Source organism: Streptomyces sp. NPDC006207 (genome assembly GCF_040613835.1).
Taxonomy (GTDB): Bacteria; Actinomycetota; Actinomycetes; order Streptomycetales; family Streptomycetaceae; genus Actinacidiphila.
Window position 1 is genome coordinate 36,921 of the sequence record NZ_JBEXSX010000010.1, and the last position, 24,301, is coordinate 61,221.

The following is a 24,301-nucleotide window of genomic DNA, read 5'->3' on the forward strand; positions in this document are numbered from 1 at the left end:
GCTGTCCCTCCCCAGCATTCCAGCTTCCGGCGGCGGGCACACGGCCTTGCCGCCGGGGGCGGAGTGCGGGGGAGGGACGGACGGGGGCGCGGTCAGCGTCCTCTCGGTTCTTCCGGTCTTCCCGGTCCTACTGGTTCTTGCGGTTCTCCCGGCGCTTCCGGCTCCTGCGGCCGAGCTGCCCAGCGGTCCCCCGCGGGGTCAGGTCCGCCAGGGCAGCTCGGCCGCGACGGTGGTCGGGCCGCCGGCGGGGGAGTCCACCGCGAGGACGCCGTCCACCGCCCCCAGCCGCTCGGCGAGCCCGGCCAGGCCGGAGCCGCGCGCCGTGGAGGCGCCGCCGCGCCCGTTGTCGACGACGTGGATCATCAGCCGGTCCCCGGAGCGCCACAGGTCGACCGTGGCGCGCGAGGCGCCGCTGTGCTTGCTGATGTTCTGCAGCAGTTCGGAGACGGTGAAGTACGCGATGCCCTCGATCGCCGGCACCGGCCGCCCCGGCAGGTCCACGCTCACCTGCACCGGCACGGTGCAGCGCGCCGCGAGGGAGGACAGGGCGGCGTCCAGGCCGCGGTCGGTGAGGACAGCCGGGTGGATGCCGCGGGCCAGGTCGCGCAGCTCCTGGAGGGCCAGCTTCACCTCGCCGTGCGCCTCCTCGACCATGGTGGCGGCCGCCTTCGGATCCTCCTGCAGCTTCTCCTTGGCCAGGCCCAGGTCCATGGCGAGCGCGACGAGCCGGGCCTGGGCCCCGTCGTGCAGGTCGCGCTCGATGCGGCGCAGGTCGGCGGCGGCGGTGTCCACCACCGTGCCGCGGTCCGACTCCAGTTCCGTGACGCGGCTGGCCAGCCGCGAGGGCCCCAGCAGCCCGGCGACCAGGCCCCGGTCGACGTACGCCATGCCCCGGATCAGCCAGGGGGTGGCCAGGACCAGCAGCAGCCCCAGCACGGAGGTCATGGCCACCTCGAACGGCGAGTCCAGCCACCAGCCGTTGCCGTTGCCGTCCCCGTACAGCTGGAGCCCGGGCTGGTCGGTGTAGGCCGGGAACACCCACTGCCACAGCGGGTACGTGAGGAGCCCCCAGCCGTAGGTGAAGAAGGAGATGGCCACGGAGAAGGTGAACACGCCCCACGGGAAGTGCACGAAGAAGTACAGGATGTGCCGCCAGGAGGCGCCGCTGGTCAGCTGGCCGCCGAGCCACGACATGAAGCCCTGGCCCGGCCGCCGGCGCAGCGGTTCCGGCGCGGCCACGTCGATGCGCAGGCACTGGCGGGCCCGCTCGCGCTCCACGACGCCGAGCCCCCGGCACCCGGCCAGCATCACGGCGAGGACGGGCAGTCCGAGGAAGGTGACCAGCAGGCCCGCCCCCAGCGACAGCATCGTCACCGTGAAGACGAAGCCGATGATGCCCATCGGCAGGTTCAGCAGGAGATACAGGAACTCGCGCCAGGTGCGGGCCTCGATCGGCGCGCGCAGCGCCGCGGGCAGCCGGTGCTCGCGCGGCTCCGGGAAACCGTATGCCATGGTCACGTCCGTCCTCTTCGTCGTACCTCTGCGTCCGCTGGTGATGCCTCCAGCCTCGTCCTGCGGGGCCCTCGCGCCCATGGTGCGGATCGGCGTCTTGGACCTGGGGAAAACCCCACCCCCGCGGTGCGGCGGCCGGGACCCGGGCGGTGTCAGCGGGGGAGCCGCAGCGCCAGCCCGTCGAGGACGACGTCCAGGCCGTAGGCGAACTTGGCCTCGCGCAGCGCGACCGGGTCCTCGAGGGCGGCCGTGGGGTCGGCGTAGGAGCCGGACAGGTGGTCGTGGGGGGCCGCGGCGGCCTGGGCGGCGGGCATGAGACGGGCGATGAAGCCGGCCTCGGTCTCGCCGGAGCGGGCGACCGTGGTGAGCCAGGCGGCTTCCGTGGTGCTCATGCCGATCACGTAGCTCAGGAGGGTGTCGATCGCCCGGCTCGGCTCGGGGAAGCCGGCGGCGGCGAACAGGGCGGCCAGCCGCTCGGAGTACGACATGAGGTTGGGGCCGAGGTAGGCGAGGCCCGCCTGGCCCAGGACCGAGGACAGCCACGGGTGGCGCAGCGCCGTCGCGCGGAAGGACCCGGCGGCCTCGGTGACCGCGGCGCGCCAGTCCGCCCCGCCGGCGGCGGGGACGGCGATCTCGGCGGCGACCTCGTCGACGGCCAGCTCCATCAGCTCGTCCTTGGTCGCGACGTGCCGGTAGAGGGAGGTCGCGCCGGCGTTCAGTCGGGCCCCCAGCTTGCGCATGCTGAGGGCCTCGACGCCCTCGGCGTCCAGCATGGCGATCGCCTCGCGGACGATCGCGCCGCGGCTGAGCGCGGGCTGGTCGGCCTCGCGCTGCTGCCGGGCCCACACGGACGGGATCGGGCTCGGCTTCGTCCTGGCGGCCATGGCGCTCCTTGGGGTACCGGGGTGCGGGCGGATTGCTGCGTACGGCGTTCGCATTCAGCGTACAGGAGCGAGTGTTGCGCACACCGTTCCGCCGTGCGTACAGTGTTCGCACCGAAGGAACGGTGTACGCATCGGAGCCGATGCCCGAAAGGACGCCCCATGGAGACCCGCAACCCCCGCCGCTGGTGGATCCTGATCGTGCTGTGCCTCAGCTCGCTGGTGCTGGTGGTCGACAGCATGGCGCTGACCGTGGCGGTGCCCGCGATGACCGGGGACATCGGCGCGAGCGCCCAGGACACGCAGTGGATCCTCGACTCCTACATCCTGGTCTTCGCCGGTCTCCTGCTGGCTTCGGGAAGCCTCGGGGACCGGTTCGGGCGCCGGAAGGTGATGCTCGTCGGGCTGCTGCTCTTCGGGGCGGCCTCCCTGGCGGCCACCTTCTGCACCAGCCCCGGAGAGGTCATCGCCGTACGGGTCGCGATGGGCGTCGGCGGCGCGCTGATCATGCCCTCGACGCTGTCGATCCTCATCACCGTCTTCGACGAGGAGGAGCGCGGCAGGGCCATGGCGGCGTGGAGCTCGGTGTCGATGCTCGGCCTGGTCGGCAGCCCGGTGCTCGGCGGCGTGCTGATCGACCACTTCTCCTGGCACGCGATCTTCCTGATCAACGTCCCGGTGCTCGCGCTCGCCGTCGCCGCCGGCGTCACCCTCATGCCGGAGTCCAAGGGCCCGTGGAGCAAGCCCGACCCGCTCGGCGCGGTGCTGTCCGCGGCCGGCATGACCGCCCTGGTCTGGTGGATCATCGAGCTCCCGCAGCACGGCGCCTTCGGCGGCCGCTCCGGGATCACCCTGGCCGTCGCCGTCCTCGCCCTCGGCGCCTTCGTGGTCTGGGAGAACGTCACCTCCGCGCCGATGGTCCCCCTGGTCCTGTTCCGGCACCGCAACTTCAGCGGCGGCTCGCTCTCGCTGACCCTGGTCCAGATCGGCAACGGCGGCCTGCTGCTGGTGCTCACCCAGTACCTGCAGTTCGTGCTGGGCTACTCGCCGGTCAAGGCGGGTGTCGCCTTCGTGCCGCTGGCCGTCGCCGCGCTGGCCGGCAACGTCCTGGGCACCACGTTCGCCGCGCGGATCGGCAACCGCCTGCTGATCCTTGGCGGCATGCTCGTCATGGCCTCCTCCTTTGCGCTGCTGACCACCGTCTCGGCCGGCACCGGCTTCGCCGTCCCGGCGGCCGCCCTCGGCCTGCTCGGCCTCGGCGCGGGCCTGGCGATGCCGGCCGCCGTCGGCGCCCTCATGGCCACCATCCCCCCGGAGAAGGCGGGGGTCGGCTCCGCCCTGAACGACACCATCCAGCAGGCCGGTACCGCGCTCGGCATCGCGATCCTCGGCTCGCTGCTGGCGAGCGGCTTCGCCCGCCAGATGCCCGCCGGCACCCCCGAGGAGGCGAGGCACTCCATCGCCGGCGCGCTGGCCGTCGCCCAGGGCGACAGCGGGATGGTCCGCGCGGCCCGGGAGGCGTTCACCGCCTCGATGTCGGCCACCTTCACCATCAGCGCGATCGGCGTCCTCGCCGCCGCCCTGCTGGCTGCCCTGGTCATGCGCGACAGCAGGCCCGAGCCCTCCACCACCCCGGCGCAGGAGGCGGAACTCGCCGCCTGACGCAAGCACGGCAGGCCGGTGCCGTCGCTGGAGGGCACCGGCCTTCCCGCACGCGGCTCAGCCCCGGTCGCGCCAGGGCAGCTCGGCCGTCACCGTCGTCGGGCCGCCGGCCGGGGAGTCGATCACCAGCAGGCCGTCCACCGCGTCCAGCCGTTCGGCCAGACCGCCCAGCCCGCCGCCGTCCGACGCGCTCGCCCCGCCCCGCCCGTCGTCGCGGACCTGGATCATCAGCCGGCCGTCCGAGCGCCACAGCTCGACGACGGCCCGGCGCGCCCCGCTGTGCTTGCTGATGTTCTGCAGCAGCTCGGAGACGGTGAAGTACGCGATGCCCTCGATCGCCGGCGCCGGCCGGCCCGCCAGGTCCACCTGGACCTGCACCGGCACCGTGCACCGGGCGGCCACCGAGGACAGGGCGGCGTCCAGGCCGCGGTCGGTGAGGACGGCCGGGTGGATGCCGCGGGCCAGGTCGCGCAGCTCCTGGAGGGCCAGCTTCACCTCGCCGTGGGCGTCGCCGACCATCCTCGCCGCCGCCTCCGGGTCCTCCTGCAGCTTCTCCTTGGCCAGGCCCAGGTCCATGGCGAGCGCCACGAGCCGGGCCTGGGCCCCGTCGTGCAGGTCGCGCTCGATGCGGCGCAGGTCGGCGGCGGCGGTGTCCACCACCGTGCCGCGGTCCGACTCCAGCTCGGCGATCCGCCGCTCCAGCTCGTCGGAGGGCGACAGCAGGCCGCGGACCATCGCGCGGTCCGCGTTGGCCAGCCCCCGGGCGATGAACGGCAGCACGGGCCACGCCACGAAGAGCGAGGTCAAGGCGACGGTGAAGGTCGCGATCCCCCACGGCAGCCGGATGAAGAAGTACAGCGCGTGCCGCCACCCCACGGGGTCCTTCAGCGAGGTCCACAGCCAGGGGAAGAACCCCATCCGCCCGGGACGCAGCGACCGGGGCTCGTCCACGGCCACCCCGAGCATGCCGCGCGCCCGTATCCGCTCCAGCCGCCCCAGCAGCCGGCACCCGGCCAGTCCCAGCGCCAGCAGCGGCAGGCCGACCACGGTCACCGACAGCCCGACGCCGAGGTAGAGCACGACGGCGACGTAGACGAAGCCCACGAGGTCCACGGGCAGGTTCGCCAGGAGATACGCGATCTCCTTCCACGTCACGGCGTCGAAGGCGAAGCGCGCCGGCGGCAGCGGGGCGGCTTCCCCGCGCTGGGAGTTGATGGTCATGACGCCAAGCCTGCCGGGGACCGGGCGGCCACCGCCATGGGGTGCGCCTGCCAGGAAAAGGTGGGGTTATCCGTACCACCGGTCAGGACGGGTGGTTCCGCTCCGGGAGGCAGGGCCTAGACTCCGTTCGTACAGATCGTCTAAAGATCCACCGGGATCGCTGGACAACGCGCTTACGACGAGAAACGAGGGGCGGACGGACGTGGACTACTTCCACGGCTACTCGGTCGTCGGACTGGTCGCGGTGCTCGGGGTGCTCTTCGTGACCGTGGCCTTCGGGGCCGGTCGCCTGCTGCGGCCCGTCGTGCCGACGCAGGAGAAGATGCTCACGTACGAGTGCGGCGTCGACCCCGTCGGCGAGGGCTGGGCGCACACCCAGATCCGCTACTACGTCTACTCCTTCCTGTACGTCGTCTTCGCGGTCGACGCGATCTTCCTCTTCCCCTGGGCGACGGTGTTCGCCGCCGAGGGGTACGGCGGCACCACGCTGGTCGAGATGTTCGTCTTCCTCGGCTTCCTCGCCGTCGGTCTGCTCTACGCCTGGAAGAAGGGCGTCCTGGAATGGACGTGACCGATGTGACCGATGTGAGCACTCCCGAGTACCTGCCGGAGCCGCGCCGCCTCGGTACGCTCGCGCGGCTGGCACCCGAGCCGATGAAGGTGGTCCTGAACTGGGGCCGCCGCTACAGCCTGTGGGTCTTCAACTTCGGGCTCGCCTGCTGCGCCATCGAGTTCATCGCCGCGTCCATGGCCCGGCACGACTTCATCCGGCTCGGCGTGATCCCCTTCGCGCCCGGCCCGCGCCAGGCCGACCTCATGATCGTCTCGGGCACCGTCACCGACAAGATGGCCCCGGCCGTGAAGCGCCTGTACGAGCAGATGCCCGAGCCGAAGTACGTCATCTCCTTCGGCGCCTGCTCCAACTGCGGCGGCCCCTACTGGGACTCGTACTCCGTGACCAAGGGCGTCGACCAGATCATCCCCGTCGACGTCTACGTGCCCGGCTGCCCGCCGCGGCCCGAGGCGCTGCTCCAGGGCATCCTCAAGCTCCAGGAGAAGATCGCCCGCGAGTCGCTCGGCGAGCGCTACAGCGACGGGGGCACCCCGCCCGCGTCCACCGCAGCGCTGCGCAGCGGCCTGGTCCAGGCCCCGCCGCCGCCCGGGGAGGCCGCGAAGTGACCACGCCCTTCGACCGGCTCCCCGAGCCGGACGCCGTCGCCGAGGTCTTCGGCGCCGAGGCCACGGCGGAGGAGGCGTACGGCCTGCTGACCGTCGACGTCCCCGCCGCCTCCTGGACCGACGCCCTGCGGGCCGCCCGGGACACCCTCGGCTGCACCTTCTTCGACTGGCTCAGCGCCGTCGACGAAGGCGGCACCGGGTTCCGGGTCTGCGCCCACGTGGTGGCCCCCGCGGTCGGCTCCGTTCGGCGCCTGATGATCCGTACGACCGTCCCGCACGAGGCCCCGGCCCTGCCGACCGCCGTCGGCGTCTACGCGGGCGCCGCCTGGCACGAGCGCGAGACGCACGAGATGTTCGGTGTCGACTTCACCGGCCACCCGCACCTGGTGCCGCTGCTGCTGCCCGAGGGTTTCGAGGGGCATCCGCTGCGCAAGGACTTCGTGCTGGCGGCGCGTGTGGCGAAGGCGTGGCCGGGCGCCAAGGAGCCGGGGGAGCCTGCGGCGGGAGCAGCGCACGGCGGCCCCAAGCGCCGCCAGATGCTGCCGCCGGGCGTGCCCGACCCCAACGAGTGGGGACCGCTGAAGGGGCAGTTGCCGCCCGCCCCGGCGAGGCCCGCCCGGACCCCGCGCGCGGCCGGTGCCGCCGGAGCCGCCGGTGCGGCGGGCGGCGCGGAGCGTCCCGCCCGGCGCACCCGCAGCGTCACCGAGGGCTCCGCGAGCCAGACCCCCGCCGCGGCCCCTGCCGCCACCCCGCGCCGCACCCGCTCGGCGGGCGACGGCTCCGTCAGCCAGGCCGGCACCGCCGGGAGCCCGGCGGCTCCCGGGACCTCCGCGGTTCCTGCGGAGCCCGCGACGCCCCGCAAGCGCACCCCGGACGCGCCCTGGGACGTCCCCCGCGACCCCGAACCGGCCGCCGCCCCGGCAGCGGAAGCGCAGCCCGACGCCAAACCCGCCCCGGCAGCGGAAGCGCAGCCGGAACCGGCGAAACCCGCGACCGCACCGGACGAGGGCCGGGACGGCGGACCCGCTCGGCCCACCGCGGACGCCGACACCCCCGGCACCACCCCGGACACCCCCGGCAACGACGACGCAGAAGGAGGCAGCACACCGTGAGCGACGCCCTCGAAGTGATCCTCCGGCTGCTCGCCGTGCTCGTCGCCTTCCTCGTCCTGCCCCTCGTCGTCGGCCAGACCGAGCACAAGGTCATGGCCCACATGCAGGGCCGCCTCGGACCCATGTACGCCGGCGGCTTCCACGGCTGGGCCCAGCTCGTCGCCGACGGCGTGAAGTTCGCGCAGAAAGAGGACGTGGTCCCGGCCGACGCGGACCGGAAGATCTTCCAACTCGCGCCCGCCGTCGCGCTGCTGCCCTACCTCCTGGTCATCGTCGCGATCCCGGTCGGCCCCGGCGGACTCGTCGGCCAGGACATCGACGCGGGCCTGTTCTTCGTGCTCGCCGTCATGGGCGTCGGCGTGCTCGGCTCCCTCATGGCCGGCTGGGCCTCCGCCAACAAGTTCTCCCTCCTCGGCGGTCTGCGCACCGCCGCGCAGCTGATGTCGTACGAGCTGCCGATGCTGCTCGCCGCCGCGTCCGTCGCCATGGCGGCCGGGACGCTCTCGCTGCCCGGCATCGTCGACGCGTACGCCTGGTGGTGGACGCCGTGGCAGCTGATCGGCGCCTTCGTGTTCTTCACCGCCGGCCTCGCCGAACTCCAGCGGCCGCCCTTCGACATGCCCGTCGCGGACTCCGAGATCATCTTCGGTGCCTACACCGAGTACACGGGCATGCGCTTCGCCCTGTTCCTGCTCGCCGAGTACGCCGGCATCGTCGTGCTGTGCGGCCTGACCACCGTCCTGTTCCTCGGCGGCTGGCACGGCCCCTGGTCCGGCAGCCTCGGCTGGCTGTGGACGCTGCTCAAGACCGCGGTCCTGGCCTTCGTCGTCATCTGGCTCCGGGTCACGTACCCGCGCCTGCGCGAGGACCAGCTGCAGAGGTTCGCCTGGACCGTCCTCATCCCGCTCGCCCTGGCCCAGATCGCGCTCACCGGCGTGGTGAAGGTGGTGATCTCCTGATGGGCATCCCCGGTTCCGGCCTGGCCAAGGGCCTCGCCGTCACCTTGCGCACGATGACCCGGCGCTCGCACACCGCGCAGTACCCCGAGGTGCAGCCCGAGCTGCCGCCCCGCAGCCGCGGTGTGATCGCGCTGTTCGAGGAGAACTGCACGGTCTGCATGCTGTGCGCCCGTGAGTGCCCCGACTGGTGCATCTACATCGACTCCCACAAGGAGACGGTGCCCGCCGTCACCCCCGGCGGCCGCGAGCGCAGCCGCAACGTGCTGGACCGCTTCGCCATCGACTTCTCGCTCTGCATGTACTGCGGCATCTGCATCGAGGTGTGCCCCTTCGACGCCCTGTTCTGGTCGCCGGAGTTCGAGTACGCGGAGACCGACATCCTCGACCTCACCCACGAGCGCGACAAGCTGCGCGAGTGGATGTGGACGGTGCCGGCCCCGCCGCCGCTCGACCCGGCCGCCGAGGAGCCCAAGGAGCTCGGTGCCGCCCGCAAGGCCGCGGAGAAGGCCGCCGCCGCGGTCGCCGCCGCCGAGGCCGGGCAGCCGGGGGGAGACGCGTGAACCTCTCCGCGGCCCACCCCGGTTTCCTGTCCCCGACCGGGGTCGAGATCGTCTTCCTCCTCGTCGGCGTCGCGACCCTCGCCGCCGCCGTCGTCAGCGTCACCACCAAGCAGCTGGTGCACGCCGCGCTGTGGCTGGTCGTCGCGCTCGGCGGCGTCGCCGTCGAATACCTGCTGCTCACCGCCGAGTTCATCGCCTGGGTGCAGGTGCTGATCTACGTCGGGTCGGTCGTGGTGCTCGTCCTGTTCGGGCTGATGCTCACCAAGGCGCCCATCGGCCGCTCCCCGGACGCCGATTCGGGCAACCGGATCGCGGCGCTGGCCGTGGCCGTCGCCGCCGCGGGCACGCTGGTGTGGGTCGTGGTGGACGCCTTCCGGGCCACCTGGATCGACGTGGACGGCGCCGCGCAGGGCTCCACCAAGGTCACCGGCCGGATCCTCTTCCAGCACTGGGTGCTGCCGTTCGAGGCGCTGTCGGTGCTCCTGCTCGCCGCGCTCGTCGGTGCGATCGTCCTGTCCCGCAAGCAGTCCCGTCAGCAGCCGGGGGAGCAGCGCTGATGCATCTCGCCTATCCCGCCGTCCTCGCCGTCCTCCTGTTCTCCGTCGGCCTGTACGGCGTCCTCGCCCGGCGCAACGCGATCCTCGTCCTGATGTCGGTCGAGCTGATGCTGAACGCGGTCAACCTCAACCTGGTCGCCTTCGACGTCTGGCTCCGCGACACCCTCCACGCCGGGCAGGCGCTGACGCTGTTCGTCATCGTCATCGCCGCCGCCGAGATCGGCATCGGCCTCGCCATCGTCCTGCTGGTGTACCGCAACCGGGGCAGCTCGGACGTCGACCGCCTCACCGACCTCGCCGAGCACGACCCGCACGACCCGCACGACCCGCAGGGCGAAGGGGACGGGCCCTCCGCACCCGAAGAGAAGGCCGAGGCCGCAGCGTGACCCTGACGACCCTCGCCGTCCTCGTCCCCCTCCTCCCCTTCCTCGGCGCCGTCGGCGGTCTGCTGCTCGGCCGCACCGCCCCCGGCTTCGTCCGGCCGCTGGCCGTGCTGCCCACCGCGACCGCCTTCGTGCTGGCGGTGGTCGTCGCCGTACGCCAGGGCAGCGGCCCGGCCACCGACGCCGCGACCCGGCTCACGCCGACCGGCTCGGTACCGATCGACCTCGCCCTGCACCTCGACGGCTTCGCGGTCCTCATCGCCGTCCTCGTCGGCCTGGTCGCCACCTGCGTGCAGCTGTACTCCACGGCCTACCTGCGCCACGACCCGCGCTACGCCTCCTACTCCGCCCTGGTCTCCCTCTTCACCGCCGCCATGTTCCTGGTCGTCTACACCGGCGACCTGATGGTGCTGCTGGTCGGCTGGGAGGTCATGGGCATCTGCTCGTACTTCCTGGTCGGCCACTACTGGGAGACCGAGGTCGCCCGGGCCGCCTCGCTCAAGGCCTTCCTGGTCACCAAGCTCGGCGACGTCCCCTTCCTGATCGGCGTCTTCGCGCTCGCCGCCGACGCCGGGACGTTCCGGATCAACGGCATCCTCACCACGGCCACCCACGGCGGGATCGCGCACCCGACCCTCGTCGGCCTGCTGCTGCTCGCCGGTGTCGCCGGCAAGTCGGCGCAGTTCCCGCTGCACACCTGGCTGCCCGACGCGATGGCCGGCCCCACCCCGGTGTCCGCGCTGATCCACGCCGCCACGATGGTCGCGGCCGGCATCTACCTCGTCGCCCGGCTGCTGCCGGTCTTCGAGGCCTCCACCGTCACCCTCGCGGTGCTCGGCGTGCTGGCCGCCGTCACCATGATCGGCTCCGGTCTGGCCGCGCTCGCCCAGGACGACATCAAACGCGTGCTCGCCTACTCGACGATCGGTCAGCTCGGCTACATGGCCGCTGCCCTCGCCGTCGGCGACCGCAGCGCCGCCGTGTTCCACCTGGTCTCGCACGGTGCCTTCAAGGCCCTCCTCTTCCTCGCCGCCGGCGTCGTCATCCACGCCGCCGGCACCAACTCGCTGGCCGCGATGTCCCGCATGGGAGACCTCGGCAAGCGCGTCCCCGACGCCATGTGGACCATGGGCATCGCGCTGGCCGCCCTGGCCGCGATCCCGCCCTTCTCCGGCTTCTTCTCCAAGGAGTCGGTGCTGCGGGCGGCCGAGCACGCCGCCTCCGGCCACGCCGAGGGCGTCCCGTCGGCCGTCGGCTGGCTCGTCCTGGTCGCCGCGCTGGTCACCGCCGTGCTCACCGCGGGCTACGCCACGCGCCTGTTCCTCCTGGCCTTCCGCGGCCAGGGCGCCGCGGCCCCCCAGGCCCACGGCAAGGAACCGGCCGTCATGACCGCCGTGCTGTGGGTGCTGGCGATCCCCACCCTCGCCTTCGGTGCCGTCTCCCTCGTGCCGAAGTTCTTCGACCTCCCCGCCTGGCTCGACGGCAACGAGCTCGCCCCGACCCTGGTCACCTCGATCCTCGGCGTCGGCCTCGGCGTCGTCGGCATCCTGGCGACCTACGGCGCCTGGCAGGCCACCGCGACCCGCCGCGGCGCGCCCATGGGGGCCCTGGTCCCCGCGGCGGCCGACGAGGAGCCGGCGCTCACCGAGGCCGCCGCCTCGCAGACCCACGAACAGGTCTACGGTGACGTCGCCGCCGCCCGGGACCCCGGCGACCCCGGACGCCTGCTCCTCGGCCCGCTCTTCGAGCCCGCCGCGCACGGCTTCCGCCTCGACGCCCTGTACGCGGCGCTCTTCGTCCGTCCCGTGCTCGCCGCCTCCGGCCTCGTCCGCTTCCTCGACCGCGAGGTCGTCGAGACGTACGTCCGCGGCGCGGGCGGACTGCCCCGGCTGCTCGGGGCGCTCGTGCGCCGCACCCAGACGGGCAACGTGCAGACCTACATCAGCGTGCTGCTGGCCGGCTCCGTGATCCTCGCCGTCCTCGTCGCCGTCGGAGCGTGAGCCGTGAACGACACCGTCCTCCAGTACGTCCTCGCGGCCGCCGTCGTCCTGCCGCTGCTCGGCGCCGCGGCGGCCCTGCTGCCGCCTCCGCCCGGTCTGCGGGGGAAGGACCCCGACCAGGCCGTGCTGCGCCACGGCGTCACCGTCACCGGTCTCGTCCTCGCCTTGAGCATCGTCCTCGCCGTGGGCTTCGACCACGACCACCCCGCGACGATGCAGGCGAGCACCGACATCAGCTGGATCCCGGCCCTCGGCATCCGCATCCACCTCGGCATCGACGGCATCAGCCTCCCCCTCCTCGTCCTGAGCGCGCTGCTGACCTTCCTCTGCGCGCTCTACAGCTACTTCAAGATGCCCGCGGGCCCGTCCCCGAAGGCCTTCGTGGCGCTCCTGCTCCTCCTGGAGACGGGCACGCTCGCCACCTTCGCCGTGCTCGACCTGCTGCTCTTCTTCCTCGCCTTCGAGACGGTCCTCATCCCGATGTACTTCCTCATCGCCCGCTGGGGCGGCGAGAACCGGGAGAAGTCCGCCCTGCGCTTCATCCTCTACACACTGCTCGGCTCCGTGATCATGCTGCTCGGCCTGCTCCTCATCGGGTTGAAGGCGGGCACATTCGACATGGTGGCACTCGCCACTGACAGTGGCCCCGGAGCAGCTCTCAGTCACTCCACGCAACTGGTCGCCGTCCTCGCCATCGGCCTCGGCCTCGCCGTCAAGACCCCGATGTGGCCGCTGCACAGCTGGCTCCCCGACGCCCACACCGCCGCCCCCACGGTCGGCTCGGTGCTCCTGGCCGGCGTCCTGCTCAAGATGGGCACGTACGGCTTCGTGCGGATCCTGCTGCCCATCGCCCCCGAGGGCATGCAGACCTTCGCGCCCTACCTGGCCGCCTTCGGGGTCGTCGGCATCGTCTACGGGTCGCTGGCCTGCCTGGCCCTGGCCCGCCGCGGCGCCGGAGGCGACCTCAAGCGCCTCATCGCGTACAGCTCCGTCGGCCACATGGGCTTCGTGCTGCTCGGCATCGCCAGCCTGACCACCACCGGTGTCAACGGCGCACTCTTCGCCAACATCGCCCACGGACTCATCACCGGCCTGCTCTTCTTCCTGGTCGGCGCCCTCAAGGACCGCTACGGCACCACCGACCTCGACGGCCTCGCGGGGCAGACCGGCGCCGCGCTGTACGGCAAGGCCCCCCGCATGGGCGGCCTGCTGGCCTTCGCCGCCGTCGCCTCCCTCGGCCTGCCGGGCCTGGCAGGCTTCTGGGGCGAGATGCTCGCGATGTTCGGCTCCTTCAAGCCCGCCCCGGGCCTGGACCGCGGCGCCTACCTCGTCTTCACCGCGGTCGCGGCCTTCGGCACCCTGCTCACCGCCGCGTACCTCCTCCTCGTCGTGCGCCGCGTCTGCATGGGCGAACGCGACACCGTCCACGCCGCGCCGGCCCTCGCCGACGTCCGGGGCTACGAGTTCGCGGCCTGGACCCCGCTGGTCGTCCTGACCGTCCTCGCGGGCCTCTGGCCCGCCGCCCTGCTCGGCCTCACCGACCCGGCCGTGCGCACCCTGCTCGGAGGCAGCTGATGAGCACCCTCGCCACCTCCGTCGTCCAGTCGGTCGACTGGGCCGCGATCGCCCCGCCCGCCATCGTGGCGGCGGCCGCGCTCGTCGTACTGGTCGCCGACCTCTTCCTGCCCGACGGCCGCAAGCAGCCGCTGGTGGGGATCACCCTGGCCGGCCTCGTGCTGGCCGGGCTGAGCCTGCTGCCGCTGCTGGACGGCGACCGCACCACCTTCTGCCTCGTCGGCAGCCCCGCCGACTGCTCCTACGTCGCCGACCACTTCACCCTCGTGGTGCAGCTGCTGGTCCTGGCCGGAGCGCTCGTCGCGGCCCTGCTGTCGGTGCACACCCTCGACGAGCTGCCGGCCGGCGAGTTCTGGTTCCTGCTGCTCTCCTCGGCCTCCGGGGCCGCGCTGCTGCCCGCCTCCCGCGACCTGGCGACCCTCGTGATCGCCCTGGAGGTGACCACCCTCCCGTCGTTCGCCCTGGTCGGCCTGCGCCGCGGCGACCGGCTGTCGAGCGAGGCGGCCCTGAAGTTCTTCCTGTCCTCGGTCGCCGCGACCGCCGTCACCCTGCTGGGCGTCAGCTTCGTCTACGCCGCCACCGGAACCCTCCACCTGGAGGCCATGGCCAAGGGACTGCAGGGCGTCGACCCCCGCCTGGACACCCTCGCCGCCGCCGGCGCCGCCCTCACCGTCGTCGGCTTCGCCTTCAAGCTCGCCGTCGCGCCCTTCCACTTCTGGGTGCCCGACACCTACACCGGCGCCCCGCTCCCGGTCGCCGGCTACCTGTCGGTCGTCGGCAAGGCCGCCGGGTTCGCCGGCCTCATCCTCGTGACCGTCGTCGCCTTCCGGCCGTACGCGCACGTCTGGGGCCCCGCCGTCGCCGTCCTGGCCGCCCTCACCATGACCGTCGGCAACGTCGCCGCCCTGGTGCAGCGCCCCGACCGCCCGCGCAGCGCGGTCCGTCTGCTGGCCTGGTCGTCCATCGGCCAGGCGGGCTACCTGCTGGTCCCGATCGCCGCCGCGGCGTACACCGACCCCGACCACCAGGTCGGCACCACCCTCGCGTACGCGCTGATGTACGGCGCGGTGAACCTCGGCGCCTTCGGCGTGGCCGCGCTCGTCGCCCGCACCGCGCCGCAGAACCGCCTCACCGACTACCGCGGCCTCCACAGCAGCCACCCGCTCGCCGCACTGGCCATGGCCTTCTTCCTGCTCTGCCTGGCCGGCCTGCCGCCCGGCGTCATCGGCCTGTTCGCCAAGGTCGCCGTCTTCTCCTCGGCCGTCGACGCGGACCTCGGCTGGCTGGCCGCCGTCATGGCCGTCAACGTCGTCATCGCACTCGTCTACTACCTTCGGTGGACGGTCCTGCTCTTCGCGAAGCCCGGGACGGAACCGGCCGCCACCGCCCGCCCGGCCGGCACCCCGCGCCCGCTCGGCGCCGCCATCGCGCTCACCGCCGTCGTCGGGATCGTCCTGTCCGGCGCACCCCAGCTCATCCTCCGCTTCGCCTCCGACACCCTGCTCTGAGCACCCCGAAGAAGGTGCACAAGGGAACTAACGCCCCTCCGGTGGCGTTGGCCCCTACGGGAGGTTCTCCTTGGACGAGGAGAGAAGGTCCTCCCGATGCACACCTTGGAGGGTGTACCGTGCACCGCCGGCACAACGGCCTGAAGACCGCCGCGCTCCTGGGCGGAATGTCGGCTCTCATCCTGGTCATCGGCAGCTTCTTCGGCCGTACGGGACTGATCGTCGCACTCGTCGTAGCCCTCGGGACCAACGCCTACGCCTACTGGAACAGCGACAAGATCGCACTGCGCTCCATGCGCGCCCGCCCGGTCAGCGAGTTCGAGGCGCCGGCGCTGTACCGCATGGTGCGCGAACTCTCCACCTCCGCGCGGCAGCCCATGCCGCGGCTCTACATCTCCCCGACCGAGGCCCCCAACGCCTTCGCCACCGGCCGCAACCCGCGCAACGCCGCCGTGTGCTGCACCGAGGGCATCCTGCGCCTCCTCGACGAGCGCGAGCTGCGCGGCGTCATCGGCCACGAGCTGAGCCACGTCTACAACCGCGACATCCTCATCTCGTCCGTCGCCGGTGCCCTGGCCTCCGTGGTGATGTTCCTCGTCAACTTCGCCTGGCTGATCCCCATCGGCCGCTCCGACGACGACGAGGGCCCGGGCCTGTTCGGCCTGCTCCTCATGATGATCCTCGGCCCGGTCGCCGCCTCCCTCATCCAGCTCGCCGTCAGCCGCTCCCGCGAGTACGAGGCCGACGCCTCCGGTGCCCGCCTCACCGGCGACCCGCTCGCCCTCGCCTCGGCGTTGCGCAAGCTGGAGACGGGCACCAAGCGCGCCCCGCTGCCGCCCGAACCCCGGCTGGAGACCACCAGCCACCTCATGATCGCCAACCCGTTCCGCCCCGGCGACGTGTCCAAGCTCTTCTCGACCCACCCCCCGATGGGCGAGCGCATCGCCCGCCTGGAGGAGATGGCCGGCCACCGCCGCTGACGCCCACGTGCGGCCCGGCCCGCCCGCGGGTACGGGCCCTGTGCAGGACGGCTGACGGAGCGGCGGCTCCCGTCCTCCTGACGGGCGGGGCCCCCGGACGCATGGGAGGCTTGGGCAATGAAGGCGGTCAACATCGTCCTGAACGTCGTGTGGCTGATCATCTGGGGCCTGTGGATGGCCATCGGCTACGCCCTGCTGGGCCTGCTGATGTTCATCTTCATCATCACCATCCCCTGGGGGATCGCGTCCCTGAGGATCGCCAACTACGTGCTGTGGCCCTTCGGCCGCACCACGGTGGAACGCCGTGACGCGGGCGTCGGGTCGCTGCTCGGGAACATCATCTGGCTGATCCTCGCGGGGATCTGGCTCGCCATCGGCCACGTGCTCGCGGGCATCGGCTTCTGCCTGACGATCATCGGCATCCCGTTCGGCATCGCGAACTTCAAGATGGTGCCGATCTCCCTGGTGCCGCTCGGCCGCGAGATCGTCCCCGTCGACGCCCCGTACGCCACCCGCTGAGCCGCCCTCGCTCCCGGCGGCCTGGGTCAGTCCGGCTCGATGTTGTGGTTGAGGCGGAAGACGTTCTGCGGGTCGTACTCCCTCTTGACCCGGGCCAGCCGCCCCAGGTTGTGCGCGCCGAACCCGGCGATCACGCGGCCCTCGCCCTCGTCGCCGATGAAGTTGAGGTAGACCGCGCCGGAGGACCACTGCCGCACGTCGGCGCGGATGCCGTGCGCCCACCGCCGGGCCCGCTCGTCGTCCGCCGGGTCCGCCCACAGGCCGAACGGGTGCACGACCCACGGCGCCCGGCGCCAGGGCAGCGGGTAGTCGGCCGGAGGACGCGCCACGGCGCCGCCCACGGGGAACAGCACGTGCTGGGAGGGGGAGGGGACCACCATGTCCCGGGCCCGGGCGCAGAAGCGGTCCACGGCCTCGTCGGGGAAGTCGTCCAGGTACTCCGCCGACCAGTAGTTCCGGTAGCCCGGCGGGTCGTCGAACATGGACTGGAGGTCCGCGTACGGCAGCTCCGTCACCAGCCGGCCCTGCGGGCCGAGCGCGAGCAGCGGCTCCAGCACCTCGCGCGCCGCGTCCCCGGTGCCCGCGTACGTCACCAGGACGGCGCAGGTGAGCGCGCCCACCATGTGCTCCGGGACGAACTCCTCCGCAGGCCCGGTGAGGAAGAGCAGGCCCCCGCCCATCTCGTCCGGCGCCGACGCCAGCAGGGTGCGGTAGGCGCACAGCACCTCGGGGCCGGCGTCCGGCGGCCACAGCAGCAGGGCCACGGTGACCGCGGGCAGCGGGTGCAGCCGCAACGTGAGAGAGGTGGCGACGCCGAAGTTGCCGCCGCCCCCGTGCAACCCCCAGAACAACTCCGGGTTCTCGTCCTCGGCGGCCCGCACCATGGTGCCGTCCGCCGTCATCAGCTCGACTTCCACCAGGTTGTCGCAGGCCAGCCCGAACGCGCGCTCCAGCCACCCCGATCCGCCGCCGAGGGTGAAGCCGCCCACGCCCGTGGTGGACACCCGGCCCCCGGTGGTGACCAGGCCGTACGGCTGCGTCGCCCGGTCCAGGTGGCTCATCGTGGCGCCCCCGCCGACCCGTGCCGTGCGCGCCCCCGGGTCGACGACGACCGCGTGCATGCGCCGCAGGTCGACGACGACGCCGCCGTCCGTCAGGGCATTCCCGGCGACACCGTGCCCGCCGCCGCGGACGGCGACCTCCAGCCCGCGCTCCCGTCCGAAGCGGATCGCCGCGGCGACGTCCTCCACCGTCTCGCACAGGGCGATCACGGACGGCCTGCGGTCGATCATCGCGTTGAAGAGCGTGCGGCTCTCGTCGTAGGACGGGTCGCCCGGTGCGACGACCTCGCCCGTGAAGCCGGAGCGCAGGGCGTCCAGGGTCGCGTCGTCCAGGACCCGGGGTGCCATCGGTGCTGCCCCCTCTCTCCACCTCCACGGTAGGACGGGGGCAGGGGCCCGGCACGTCGGCGCCGGGCCCGCGCGGTCAGTCCGCCAACCCGGCTGCCAGGGTCGCGCCCAGCTCCCAGCAGGCCTGCAGATCGGCCTTGGACGGCTCCCCGGTGACCGTCACCTCGGCCGCCGCCTGCTCCCAGCCCAGGCCCGTGGTGATCGACCGGATCCCCCGCACCGTCCCCGTCACGTCGTTGCCGCCGTGCACGTAGTAGCCGAACGGGCGGCCCCGCGTGCCGTCCAGGCACGGGTAGTAGACCTGGTCGAAGAAGTGCTTGAGCGCCCCCGACATGTAGCCGAGGTTCGCCGTCGTGCCCAGCACGTAGCCGTCCGCCGCGAGCACGTCGGAGGCGGTCGCCGCGAGGGCGGCCCGCCGCACGACGTCCACGCCCTCGATCTCGTCGGTGGTCGCGCCGGCGACCACCGCCTCGAACATCGCCTGGAGGTTCGGCGACGGCGTGTGATGCACGATCAGCAGGGTCGGCACTCAGCTCACTCCGACCGGCGCGGACGCCGGCAGGCTGTCCATGAACGAGCTCACCGAGAACACCGCGTTGCCGGGGCCGGCCGGGCCGTACCCGGGCGGCGAGCTCAGCCCGTACTCCTCCAGCGTCGCGCGGTACACGTCCAGCAGGCGGATGTGGTACTCCAGCGGCGCGCCCTCCGGGTTCGCCTTGCCCAGCGGGGTCGTCGGCTCCGGGCACCAGGTGGTGAAGCGCGGCGTGATGCCCCGCGACATGAAGAAGCGCAGGCCCTCCGCCGTGGAGTCGATCGCCTCCCCGACGCTGCCGAAGCCGAACGGCTCGGCCATCTCCACGCCCGCGACGAAGTTGGGGATCACGTTGCGCGGGCCGAAGATCTCCGCGGAGTCCAGGATGCGGCGGTGCCACTCGTCCCGGCCGACGTAACGCTCCTTGCCCGGGCAGTACAGCTCGAACAGACGGCGGTCCCACACCTCGTAGTTGGGGTGGTAGATCTGCACGCCGTAGTCCTTGAAGCGCTGCACGTCCCCCTTGGGCAGCGCCTGCGCGACGACCTTGCCGATCCAGCGGCCGGGGAAGCGCTCCTCGATGGCCTTCGCGTAGTGGCCGTAGAAGTCCGCCTCGTCCCGCCCGGCGACCTTGGAGGTGATCGCCCCGCCGGTGAGGGTGTAGGCGGTGGAGGACTTCGTCTCGTCGTACTTGTCGATGATCTCCAGCGCCTCCAGCACCTCCTCGACCGGCTTCACACCCGTGTAGGGGCGTCCGGCCGCCTTGTGCTGGCGCCAGTTGTGGTTGATGTCGCAGTACTGGCACTCCTCCTTGGCGCCGAAGTACTGGCACACGCGGAAGACCGTCAGATAGATCAGGTAGCCCCACTGGATCGTCGGCGCGACCTCCATCACCGACTTGCCGTTCTCCAGCGTGTGCCGGTAGTACGCCGGCATCGGCGGCAGGCCGACGTCCGCGATGCGCACCCCGTCGAGGTAGAGGCCGAGCACACCGCGCCCGCCCGCCCGCACGCGGTACGGCGAGGCCGGGTTCACCCGTACCGACACCACCGTGCGGCGCAGGTCGTACGGCCCGCCGGTGAGCACGATCTCCTCCGGCGGCCGCTTCAGCGCGGCGGCGCCCAGCTCGGGGAGGGTGCGGTGGTCGAAGGAGAAGATGAAGTACGACTTCGGCTTGACGTCGCCGTCCTCGTTGCCGCTGAGCGCGGACTCGTCGAACGCGATCCCGCCGCGCAGGAGGTCCTCCTTGATGACCGCCTCGCGGGGGACGTGCGGGAAGCGGCTCATCAGGTCCTCGACCAAAGCGGTGCGGCTTTGCATGCCCGGCTCCATCCTCGAGACACTGCCCCGGGTCCGCCGTCGACGGGCGGGGCGGTCCCGGGGAGACCTAACAGGAAGACACTACGCACCTACGGCGGCTTCCCGGGTGGCACCCTCCGAATGCGCCCCGTCGTGCGCGTGGCGAAGGCCCCGGCCGCCTCCTCGCGGCCGGGGCCTCGGCAAGACCTCGCTCAGCGGTAGTTCACGAACTGCAGCGCGAAGTCGAGGTCCTTGCCCTTCAGCAGCGCGATGACGGCCTGCAGGTCGTCCCGGCTCTTGGACGTCACGCGCAGCTCCTCGCCCTGGACCTGCGCCTTGATGCCCTTGGGCCCCTCATCGCGGATGATCTTGGCGACCTTCTTGGCGTTCTCCTGCGAGATGCCTTCCTCGATGGTCGCGAAGATCTTGTACTCCTTGCCGGACAGCTGGGGCTCGCCCGCGTCCAGCGACTTCAGCGAGATCCCCCGCTTGACCAGCTTGGTCTCGAAGACGTCCAGGATGGCCTTGACCCGCTCCTCGGAGTTGGCCTGCATCAGGATCTTGTCCCCGGACCACGAGATCGACGCGCCGACGTTCTTGAAGTCGTAGCGCTGCGAGATCTCCTTGGCGGCCTGGTTGAGGGCGTTGTCGACCTCCTGCCGCTCGACCTTCGAGACGATGTCGAAACTGGAGTCGGCCATCTTCTGTTGGCTCCTTGGCTCTGATCCGTCAGGTCCGCGACCCGCCTCCGGGCCGCCCCCGCAAGCCTAGCCACCGGACCCGCCCGAAGCGCTGATCAATAGGGTGGCGAAGCACCCCCGCGCATCGGGTATTGTTTACGACGTCGCCACGGGGACCGCACACAAGCGGCCCACGGAGACACTTCCCAGGCGGTGTGCCCGAGTGGCCAATGGGAGCGGACTGTAAATCCGTCGGCTTAGCCTACCCAGGTTCGAATCCTGGCGCCGCCACAGTGGAAACACAGCCCCTGAGCTGCGGAAACGCAGAGCAGGGGCTGTTTTGCTTGCTCGGGCGGGCGTTGGCCGCTGTCTCGCTCCGTCCCGTTCTCGGACGCTCTCCACCAGCGGTTGTGGACGGGGTGTGGACGGGAATCCGGAGCCCGACCTGCGGCTGTGGGGCATGCGTGGGACGGCTGGCTGCACCTTGGCTTCGCGGTCGTGGCCGCATTGTCAGTGGCCAGTGCGAGGCTCCCGGCATAGCCGTGCGAGGAGATCATCATGGGTACCTGGGCTACCGGCCCCTTCACCCATGCCGACCTTCCGCTCCGACCTCCGGAACCTGGCGGACGAAGCCCTCGGCCGCATCGTCAGCGACGAATCCGGATTGGCGTCGAACTGGGTCAACCCACGGGACGGCAGACAATGGCGTGCGACGCTCAACAGCCTTCGCGCCGTACTCGCCCCGCCGCCACCGACCATCCCGCTCTTTGACATCAAGCCATAGCGCGGAGCTCAAGAGTCCACTGTGCCGCCGGGGTTCATCGGCCACTACATGTACCAGTCGAAGTCCGGTCCGTGGCTGAGCGCCTGGTCGGAGAGGAGGCGGCGTGGCCAGCAGGTCTGCCCACCGTTCGCCGAGATCGGTCTGCTGGCGCCGGAACAGCGCGCGACAAGGCCCCCCGCCCCCGCTTCCCACTGCCGTGATGAAGGCACGGTAGGAGGGAGGAAGGCTCATCCCGTGCTCCTGCTCGAAGCGAGCCATTCGGGATTCCGTGACCGGCGGGTCGAGCTGGTGGCGGTGACGTGCCGCACCGAATCGCCGATGGCCGGGGTCGGCTTCGGCCAGCGCGTGGGGCCGCTCGTGCACCTCCGTGGCGTTGCCCATGCGCCGATCGCAGGACGGTTTCCCGCGCCGGCGGACGACGACTCGGTGGAAGGGGACCGGAAACTCACTTCCGGTCCCCTTCCCAGCTGTCGCCGCCGGCGCGGGCGGGGTCAGTAGCTCAGGGCGGCGACCTCGGACGCGCCCGATTCCGTGCCGTCCGCGTAGAGGACCGTGACGCGGTAGTAGACCGTGGTGGCGGCCGGCTGGGTGCGGTCGGACCAGTACCAGTCGGTCGAGTTGCCCTTGGGCTCCGTGGCGAGCGCGTCGAAGGTCCCGCTCTCGCGGTTCCATCGGCTCACGGTGAAGGCCGTCACCGGGCTGCCGTTGGCGTTCTTTCCGTCGGTGAGGAACCAGTGGAGGGAGCCGGTCTCGTTGCTGTTCAGGTGGATCGGGGCGCCGGTCGCCGGTGGGGCGGTGGGGCGGAGGTCGAGTTCGGTGACCTCGGTGACGGTCGCGCCGGTGTCGGGGGTGAGCTGGTTGCCGTACTGGTCGACGGAGACGACCGCGTAGCGGATCCGTTGGCCGTCGGCCGCCGTCCGGTCGTGGAAGGTCGTCGCCTTGATCTCCCGCGGCCGCAGGGTCCAGGGGTCGATCAGCGGGGCGTACGTCCACCGCCCGTCGGCGAACGTGCCGCGCAGCACGCGGTAGTGGTCGAGGCCCGGTGCGGTGTCGGCGTCCCAGGTGAGGGTGACGCCGTTCTCCTTGGGGTCGGCGGTCAAGCCGTTGACCGGGGCGGGAGCCGTCGTGTTCCCGGAGACGGTGACGACGACCTCCTGGGACGGGGTGCCTCCGTTGCCCGCGTGGTCGACCGCGACCACCCCGTAGTAGTAGGTGGCGCCGGGCGGCGGCGCCGCGTCGGTGAACGTGGTGCCCTCGACCCCCGTGCCGACCACCTCCCGCGGGCCCCCGGTACCGCGCGGCTGGGCGTACCGGATGATCGTGTAACCCGCGAAGTCGTCGCTGGTCCGCTCGGAGGGGTCCCAGGTCAGCGTGACGCCTGCCTCGTCCTCCCGGCCGCGCGCGTTGAGTGCGGTGTCGACCGGACCCGTCAGGTCGCGGGTGTAATACATCGCCGCGTGCGAGGCCGCCGACTCGTTGCCGTGCGTGTCGACGGCGGTGACCACGTAGTAGTGGATGTCGCCGGTCTGCGGCAGCGGCCCCGTGTAGCCGCCGTGCGACAAGGCGTCGCCGGTCACCCGGTTCTCCGGGGTGAGGGCGACCGGCAGGGACGTCGAGCGGTAGACGCGGTAGCCGGCCAGGTCGGGCTCGGAGTTGCTGTCCCAGTACAGGGTGATCGTGCTGGGGTAGCCCATGGCCCAGTTCTCCTCGACGCCCTTCGGGGCGGCGGGGGCGGCGCTGTCGACGGTCGTGATGCCGAGGTCGGCGGTGCCCGGCGAGGTGTTCCCGGCCTTGTCGTAGGCGCGGACCTCGTAGTAGTAGACGTTGCCGTCCTTCGGGACGGTCGTGTCGGTGTACGAGGTGGAGGTCGTCGTGGCGATCGGCTTCGAGGGGTAGGAGGCGCCCTTCAGCCGGCGGTAGACGCGGTACCCGGCGAGGTCCATCTCCTTGTTCTTGGCCCAGCCGACCTTCGTGGACGCGGTGGTCGCGCTGTAGGCGACGGTGGTCCCGGCCGGGACGAGGGGCTTGACCTTGTCGACCGTCGCCGACGTGCGGGGGGCGTAGCCGAACGTGACGTTGGCCGAGCCCGTCCAGTTGACGAAGTCGACGCGCAGGGTGTGCTTGCCGGAGGGGACGGTGACGTTGGCGGTCTTGCGCACCGTGGACGACACGTTCTTCCACAGGTCGACCTTGCGGACGCCGTCGAGGTAGACGCGGATGCCGTCGCGGGAGGAAGCGGTGAACGTGAACGGCCCACCCGAACCGAAGTCGCGCGTGGTGGACCAGCGGACGCCGAAGTTGTTGACGGGCAGGCCCTTGTAGGGCGCGCCGGTGCCCCAGTTCTGGTCGATCGCCGAGTCGCAGTCCGTGTGCCTGGGTGTCCCGGAGAACGTGGTGTTCGCGTAGAACGTTCGCTTGAAGACCGGCGAGGTGCAGGTCACGGCGGCGGAAGCGGGCGTGGCCGCGGTGAGCAGGCCGCCCGCTGTGGCGAGCACGACGGTGGCGGCCGTGGCGACCGTGGCGCTTCTGGGTCGGTTCATGCGTTCCTTCGCTTCCGGTCCTCGGCGGCATGGCGGCACCACCGACGATCAGGACCGATGAGGAACGCGCTTGGTTGTACGCCCCGGACCTCGATGTCCACGGCTTCTGCCGCGGCGTAGGAGCAGGAAGACGGCCTTGGCCAGGACGACGGCCACGAGGGCGCCGACGGCCCAGTGCTTCCAGGGGCCGGACGTCAGGAGCAGCCCGCCCAGGCCCAGGTGGGCGACGACGACCAACACGACGACGGCTGCGAGGCCGAGCTTCGTGCGCCGTCGCGCCGGGTACCGGGCCGGGTGGCCGGTACGGACGTGGCCTTCGGCCTGCTGCGACCGCTCGACGCCCATGATGAGGAACCCCCCACCTTCCGTGATCGGTGTGCTCTTCGACCATGACGACAGGGCGGCGGGGCGGTATGTGACACCGGCCGTGCGACGGGTCCCCTCCTCCC

General features: G+C 72.1%; 23 protein-coding genes and 1 tRNA gene. 15 read left to right on the forward strand and 9 right to left on the reverse strand.

The window, feature by feature from the left end; genetic code table 11:
- Positions 1–198: 198 nt before the first annotated feature.
- Positions 199–1,512 carry a sensor histidine kinase gene (locus ABZ312_RS10305; protein ID WP_499516914.1) on the reverse strand — a complete coding sequence of 438 codons (1,314 nt, stop codon included), beginning with the start codon at positions 1,510–1,512 and terminating at the stop codon, positions 199–201.
- Positions 1,513–1,664: 152 nt separating this feature from the next.
- Positions 1,665–2,396 (reverse strand): TetR/AcrR family transcriptional regulator, encoded by a 732-nt coding sequence (locus ABZ312_RS10310; RefSeq protein ID WP_500329532.1) that lies wholly within the window; start codon positions 2,394–2,396, stop codon positions 1,665–1,667.
- Positions 2,397–2,555: 159 nt separating this feature from the next.
- Between ABZ312_RS10310 and ABZ312_RS10315 the strand changes: the two genes are divergently transcribed.
- Positions 2,556–4,055: an MFS transporter gene (locus tag ABZ312_RS10315; protein WP_500437202.1), complete on the forward strand. Its 1,500-nt coding sequence runs from the start codon at positions 2,556–2,558 to the stop codon at positions 4,053–4,055.
- A gap of 57 nt (positions 4,056–4,112) precedes the next feature.
- Here the strand turns inward: ABZ312_RS10315 and ABZ312_RS10320 are convergent, their stop codons facing one another.
- Positions 4,113–5,276, reverse strand: a complete 1,164-nt coding sequence (locus ABZ312_RS10320; RefSeq protein WP_500437204.1) for a sensor histidine kinase — start codon at positions 5,274–5,276, stop codon at positions 4,113–4,115.
- 202 nt (positions 5,277–5,478) lie between these two features.
- Between ABZ312_RS10320 and ABZ312_RS10325 the strand changes: the two genes are divergently transcribed.
- From ABZ312_RS10325 to ABZ312_RS10380, 12 genes are all read left to right on the forward strand, one after another.
- A complete protein-coding gene (locus tag ABZ312_RS10325; RefSeq protein ID WP_326572910.1) occupies positions 5,479–5,847 on the forward strand; it encodes an NADH-quinone oxidoreductase subunit A in 369 nt (122 codons plus the stop codon).
- Positions 5,838–6,455: an NADH-quinone oxidoreductase subunit B gene (locus ABZ312_RS10330; protein WP_500437206.1), complete on the forward strand. Its 618-nt coding sequence runs from the start codon at positions 5,838–5,840 to the stop codon at positions 6,453–6,455. Before ABZ312_RS10325 ends, ABZ312_RS10330 begins: the two co-directional genes overlap by 10 nt.
- Positions 6,452–7,567 carry an NADH-quinone oxidoreductase subunit C gene (locus tag ABZ312_RS10335; protein WP_500437208.1) on the forward strand — a complete coding sequence of 372 codons (1,116 nt, stop codon included), beginning with the start codon at positions 6,452–6,454 and terminating at the stop codon, positions 7,565–7,567. Before ABZ312_RS10330 ends, ABZ312_RS10335 begins: the two co-directional genes overlap by 4 nt.
- Positions 7,564–8,526: an NADH-quinone oxidoreductase subunit NuoH gene (nuoH, locus tag ABZ312_RS10340; protein ID WP_500328201.1), complete on the forward strand. Its 963-nt coding sequence runs from the start codon at positions 7,564–7,566 to the stop codon at positions 8,524–8,526. Before ABZ312_RS10335 ends, nuoH begins: the two co-directional genes overlap by 4 nt.
- On the forward strand, positions 8,526–9,086 hold the full coding sequence (locus ABZ312_RS10345; RefSeq protein WP_500328200.1) for a NuoI/complex I 23 kDa subunit family protein: 561 nt from the start codon (positions 8,526–8,528) through the stop codon (positions 9,084–9,086). The genes nuoH and ABZ312_RS10345 overlap by 1 nt, the downstream gene beginning before the upstream one ends.
- Entirely contained in the window at positions 9,083–9,643 is a 561-nt protein-coding gene (locus ABZ312_RS10350; RefSeq protein WP_500328199.1) for an NADH-quinone oxidoreductase subunit J family protein, read from the forward strand. The genes ABZ312_RS10345 and ABZ312_RS10350 overlap by 4 nt, the downstream gene beginning before the upstream one ends.
- Positions 9,643–10,029, forward strand: a complete 387-nt coding sequence (gene nuoK, locus ABZ312_RS10355) for an NADH-quinone oxidoreductase subunit NuoK (protein ID WP_500437210.1) — start codon at positions 9,643–9,645, stop codon at positions 10,027–10,029. Before ABZ312_RS10350 ends, nuoK begins: the two co-directional genes overlap by 1 nt.
- Positions 10,026–12,026, forward strand: coding sequence for an NADH-quinone oxidoreductase subunit 5 family protein (locus tag ABZ312_RS10360; protein ID WP_500437212.1), 2,001 nt, complete (start codon positions 10,026–10,028; stop codon positions 12,024–12,026). The genes nuoK and ABZ312_RS10360 overlap by 4 nt, the downstream gene beginning before the upstream one ends.
- Before the next feature lie 3 nt (positions 12,027–12,029).
- On the forward strand, positions 12,030–13,601 hold the full coding sequence (locus tag ABZ312_RS10365; protein WP_500356555.1) for a complex I subunit 4 family protein: 1,572 nt from the start codon (positions 12,030–12,032) through the stop codon (positions 13,599–13,601).
- Positions 13,601–15,109 (forward strand): NADH-quinone oxidoreductase subunit N, encoded by a 1,509-nt coding sequence (locus ABZ312_RS10370; RefSeq protein WP_500356553.1) that lies wholly within the window; start codon positions 13,601–13,603, stop codon positions 15,107–15,109. The genes ABZ312_RS10365 and ABZ312_RS10370 overlap by 1 nt, the downstream gene beginning before the upstream one ends.
- Before the next feature lie 119 nt (positions 15,110–15,228).
- Positions 15,229–16,089 carry a zinc metalloprotease HtpX gene (htpX, locus tag ABZ312_RS10375; protein WP_500328193.1) on the forward strand — a complete coding sequence of 287 codons (861 nt, stop codon included), beginning with the start codon at positions 15,229–15,231 and terminating at the stop codon, positions 16,087–16,089.
- 117 nt (positions 16,090–16,206) lie between these two features.
- Positions 16,207–16,608 (forward strand): YccF domain-containing protein, encoded by a 402-nt coding sequence (locus ABZ312_RS10380; RefSeq protein ID WP_500328192.1) that lies wholly within the window; start codon positions 16,207–16,209, stop codon positions 16,606–16,608.
- 26 nt (positions 16,609–16,634) lie between these two features.
- Here the strand turns inward: ABZ312_RS10380 and ABZ312_RS10385 are convergent, their stop codons facing one another.
- The 4 genes from ABZ312_RS10385 to ABZ312_RS10400 form a co-directional block, all read right to left on the reverse strand.
- Positions 16,635–18,017, reverse strand: a complete 1,383-nt coding sequence (locus ABZ312_RS10385; protein WP_500437214.1) for an FAD-binding oxidoreductase — start codon at positions 18,015–18,017, stop codon at positions 16,635–16,637.
- 76 nt (positions 18,018–18,093) lie between these two features.
- Positions 18,094–18,546, reverse strand: coding sequence for a flavodoxin family protein (locus ABZ312_RS10390; protein WP_500328189.1), 453 nt, complete (start codon positions 18,544–18,546; stop codon positions 18,094–18,096).
- Positions 18,547–19,869, reverse strand: a complete 1,323-nt coding sequence (locus tag ABZ312_RS10395) for a radical SAM protein (RefSeq protein ID WP_500328188.1) — start codon at positions 19,867–19,869, stop codon at positions 18,547–18,549.
- A gap of 191 nt (positions 19,870–20,060) precedes the next feature.
- Positions 20,061–20,549, reverse strand: a complete 489-nt coding sequence (locus ABZ312_RS10400) for a YajQ family cyclic di-GMP-binding protein (protein WP_018558836.1) — start codon at positions 20,547–20,549, stop codon at positions 20,061–20,063.
- 188 nt (positions 20,550–20,737) lie between these two features.
- Between ABZ312_RS10400 and ABZ312_RS10405 the strand changes: the two genes are divergently transcribed.
- Positions 20,738–20,819 (forward strand) — tRNA-Tyr (locus ABZ312_RS10405).
- A 298-nt stretch (positions 20,820–21,117) separates the two neighbouring features.
- A complete protein-coding gene (locus ABZ312_RS10410; RefSeq protein WP_500356549.1) occupies positions 21,118–21,312 on the forward strand; it encodes a hypothetical protein in 195 nt (64 codons plus the stop codon).
- 491 nt (positions 21,313–21,803) lie between these two features.
- On the opposite strand, the gene ABZ312_RS10415 is transcribed toward ABZ312_RS10410, so the two are convergent.
- Together ABZ312_RS10415 and ABZ312_RS10420 are read right to left on the reverse strand one after the other, a co-directional pair.
- On the reverse strand, positions 21,804–23,852 hold the full coding sequence (locus tag ABZ312_RS10415; RefSeq protein WP_500437216.1) for a PA14 domain-containing protein: 2,049 nt from the start codon (positions 23,850–23,852) through the stop codon (positions 21,804–21,806).
- Between the two features lie 48 nt (positions 23,853–23,900).
- On the reverse strand, positions 23,901–24,197 hold the full coding sequence (locus tag ABZ312_RS10420) for a hypothetical protein (RefSeq protein ID WP_500328184.1): 297 nt from the start codon (positions 24,195–24,197) through the stop codon (positions 23,901–23,903).
- Between the last annotated feature and the right edge of the window lie 104 nt (positions 24,198–24,301).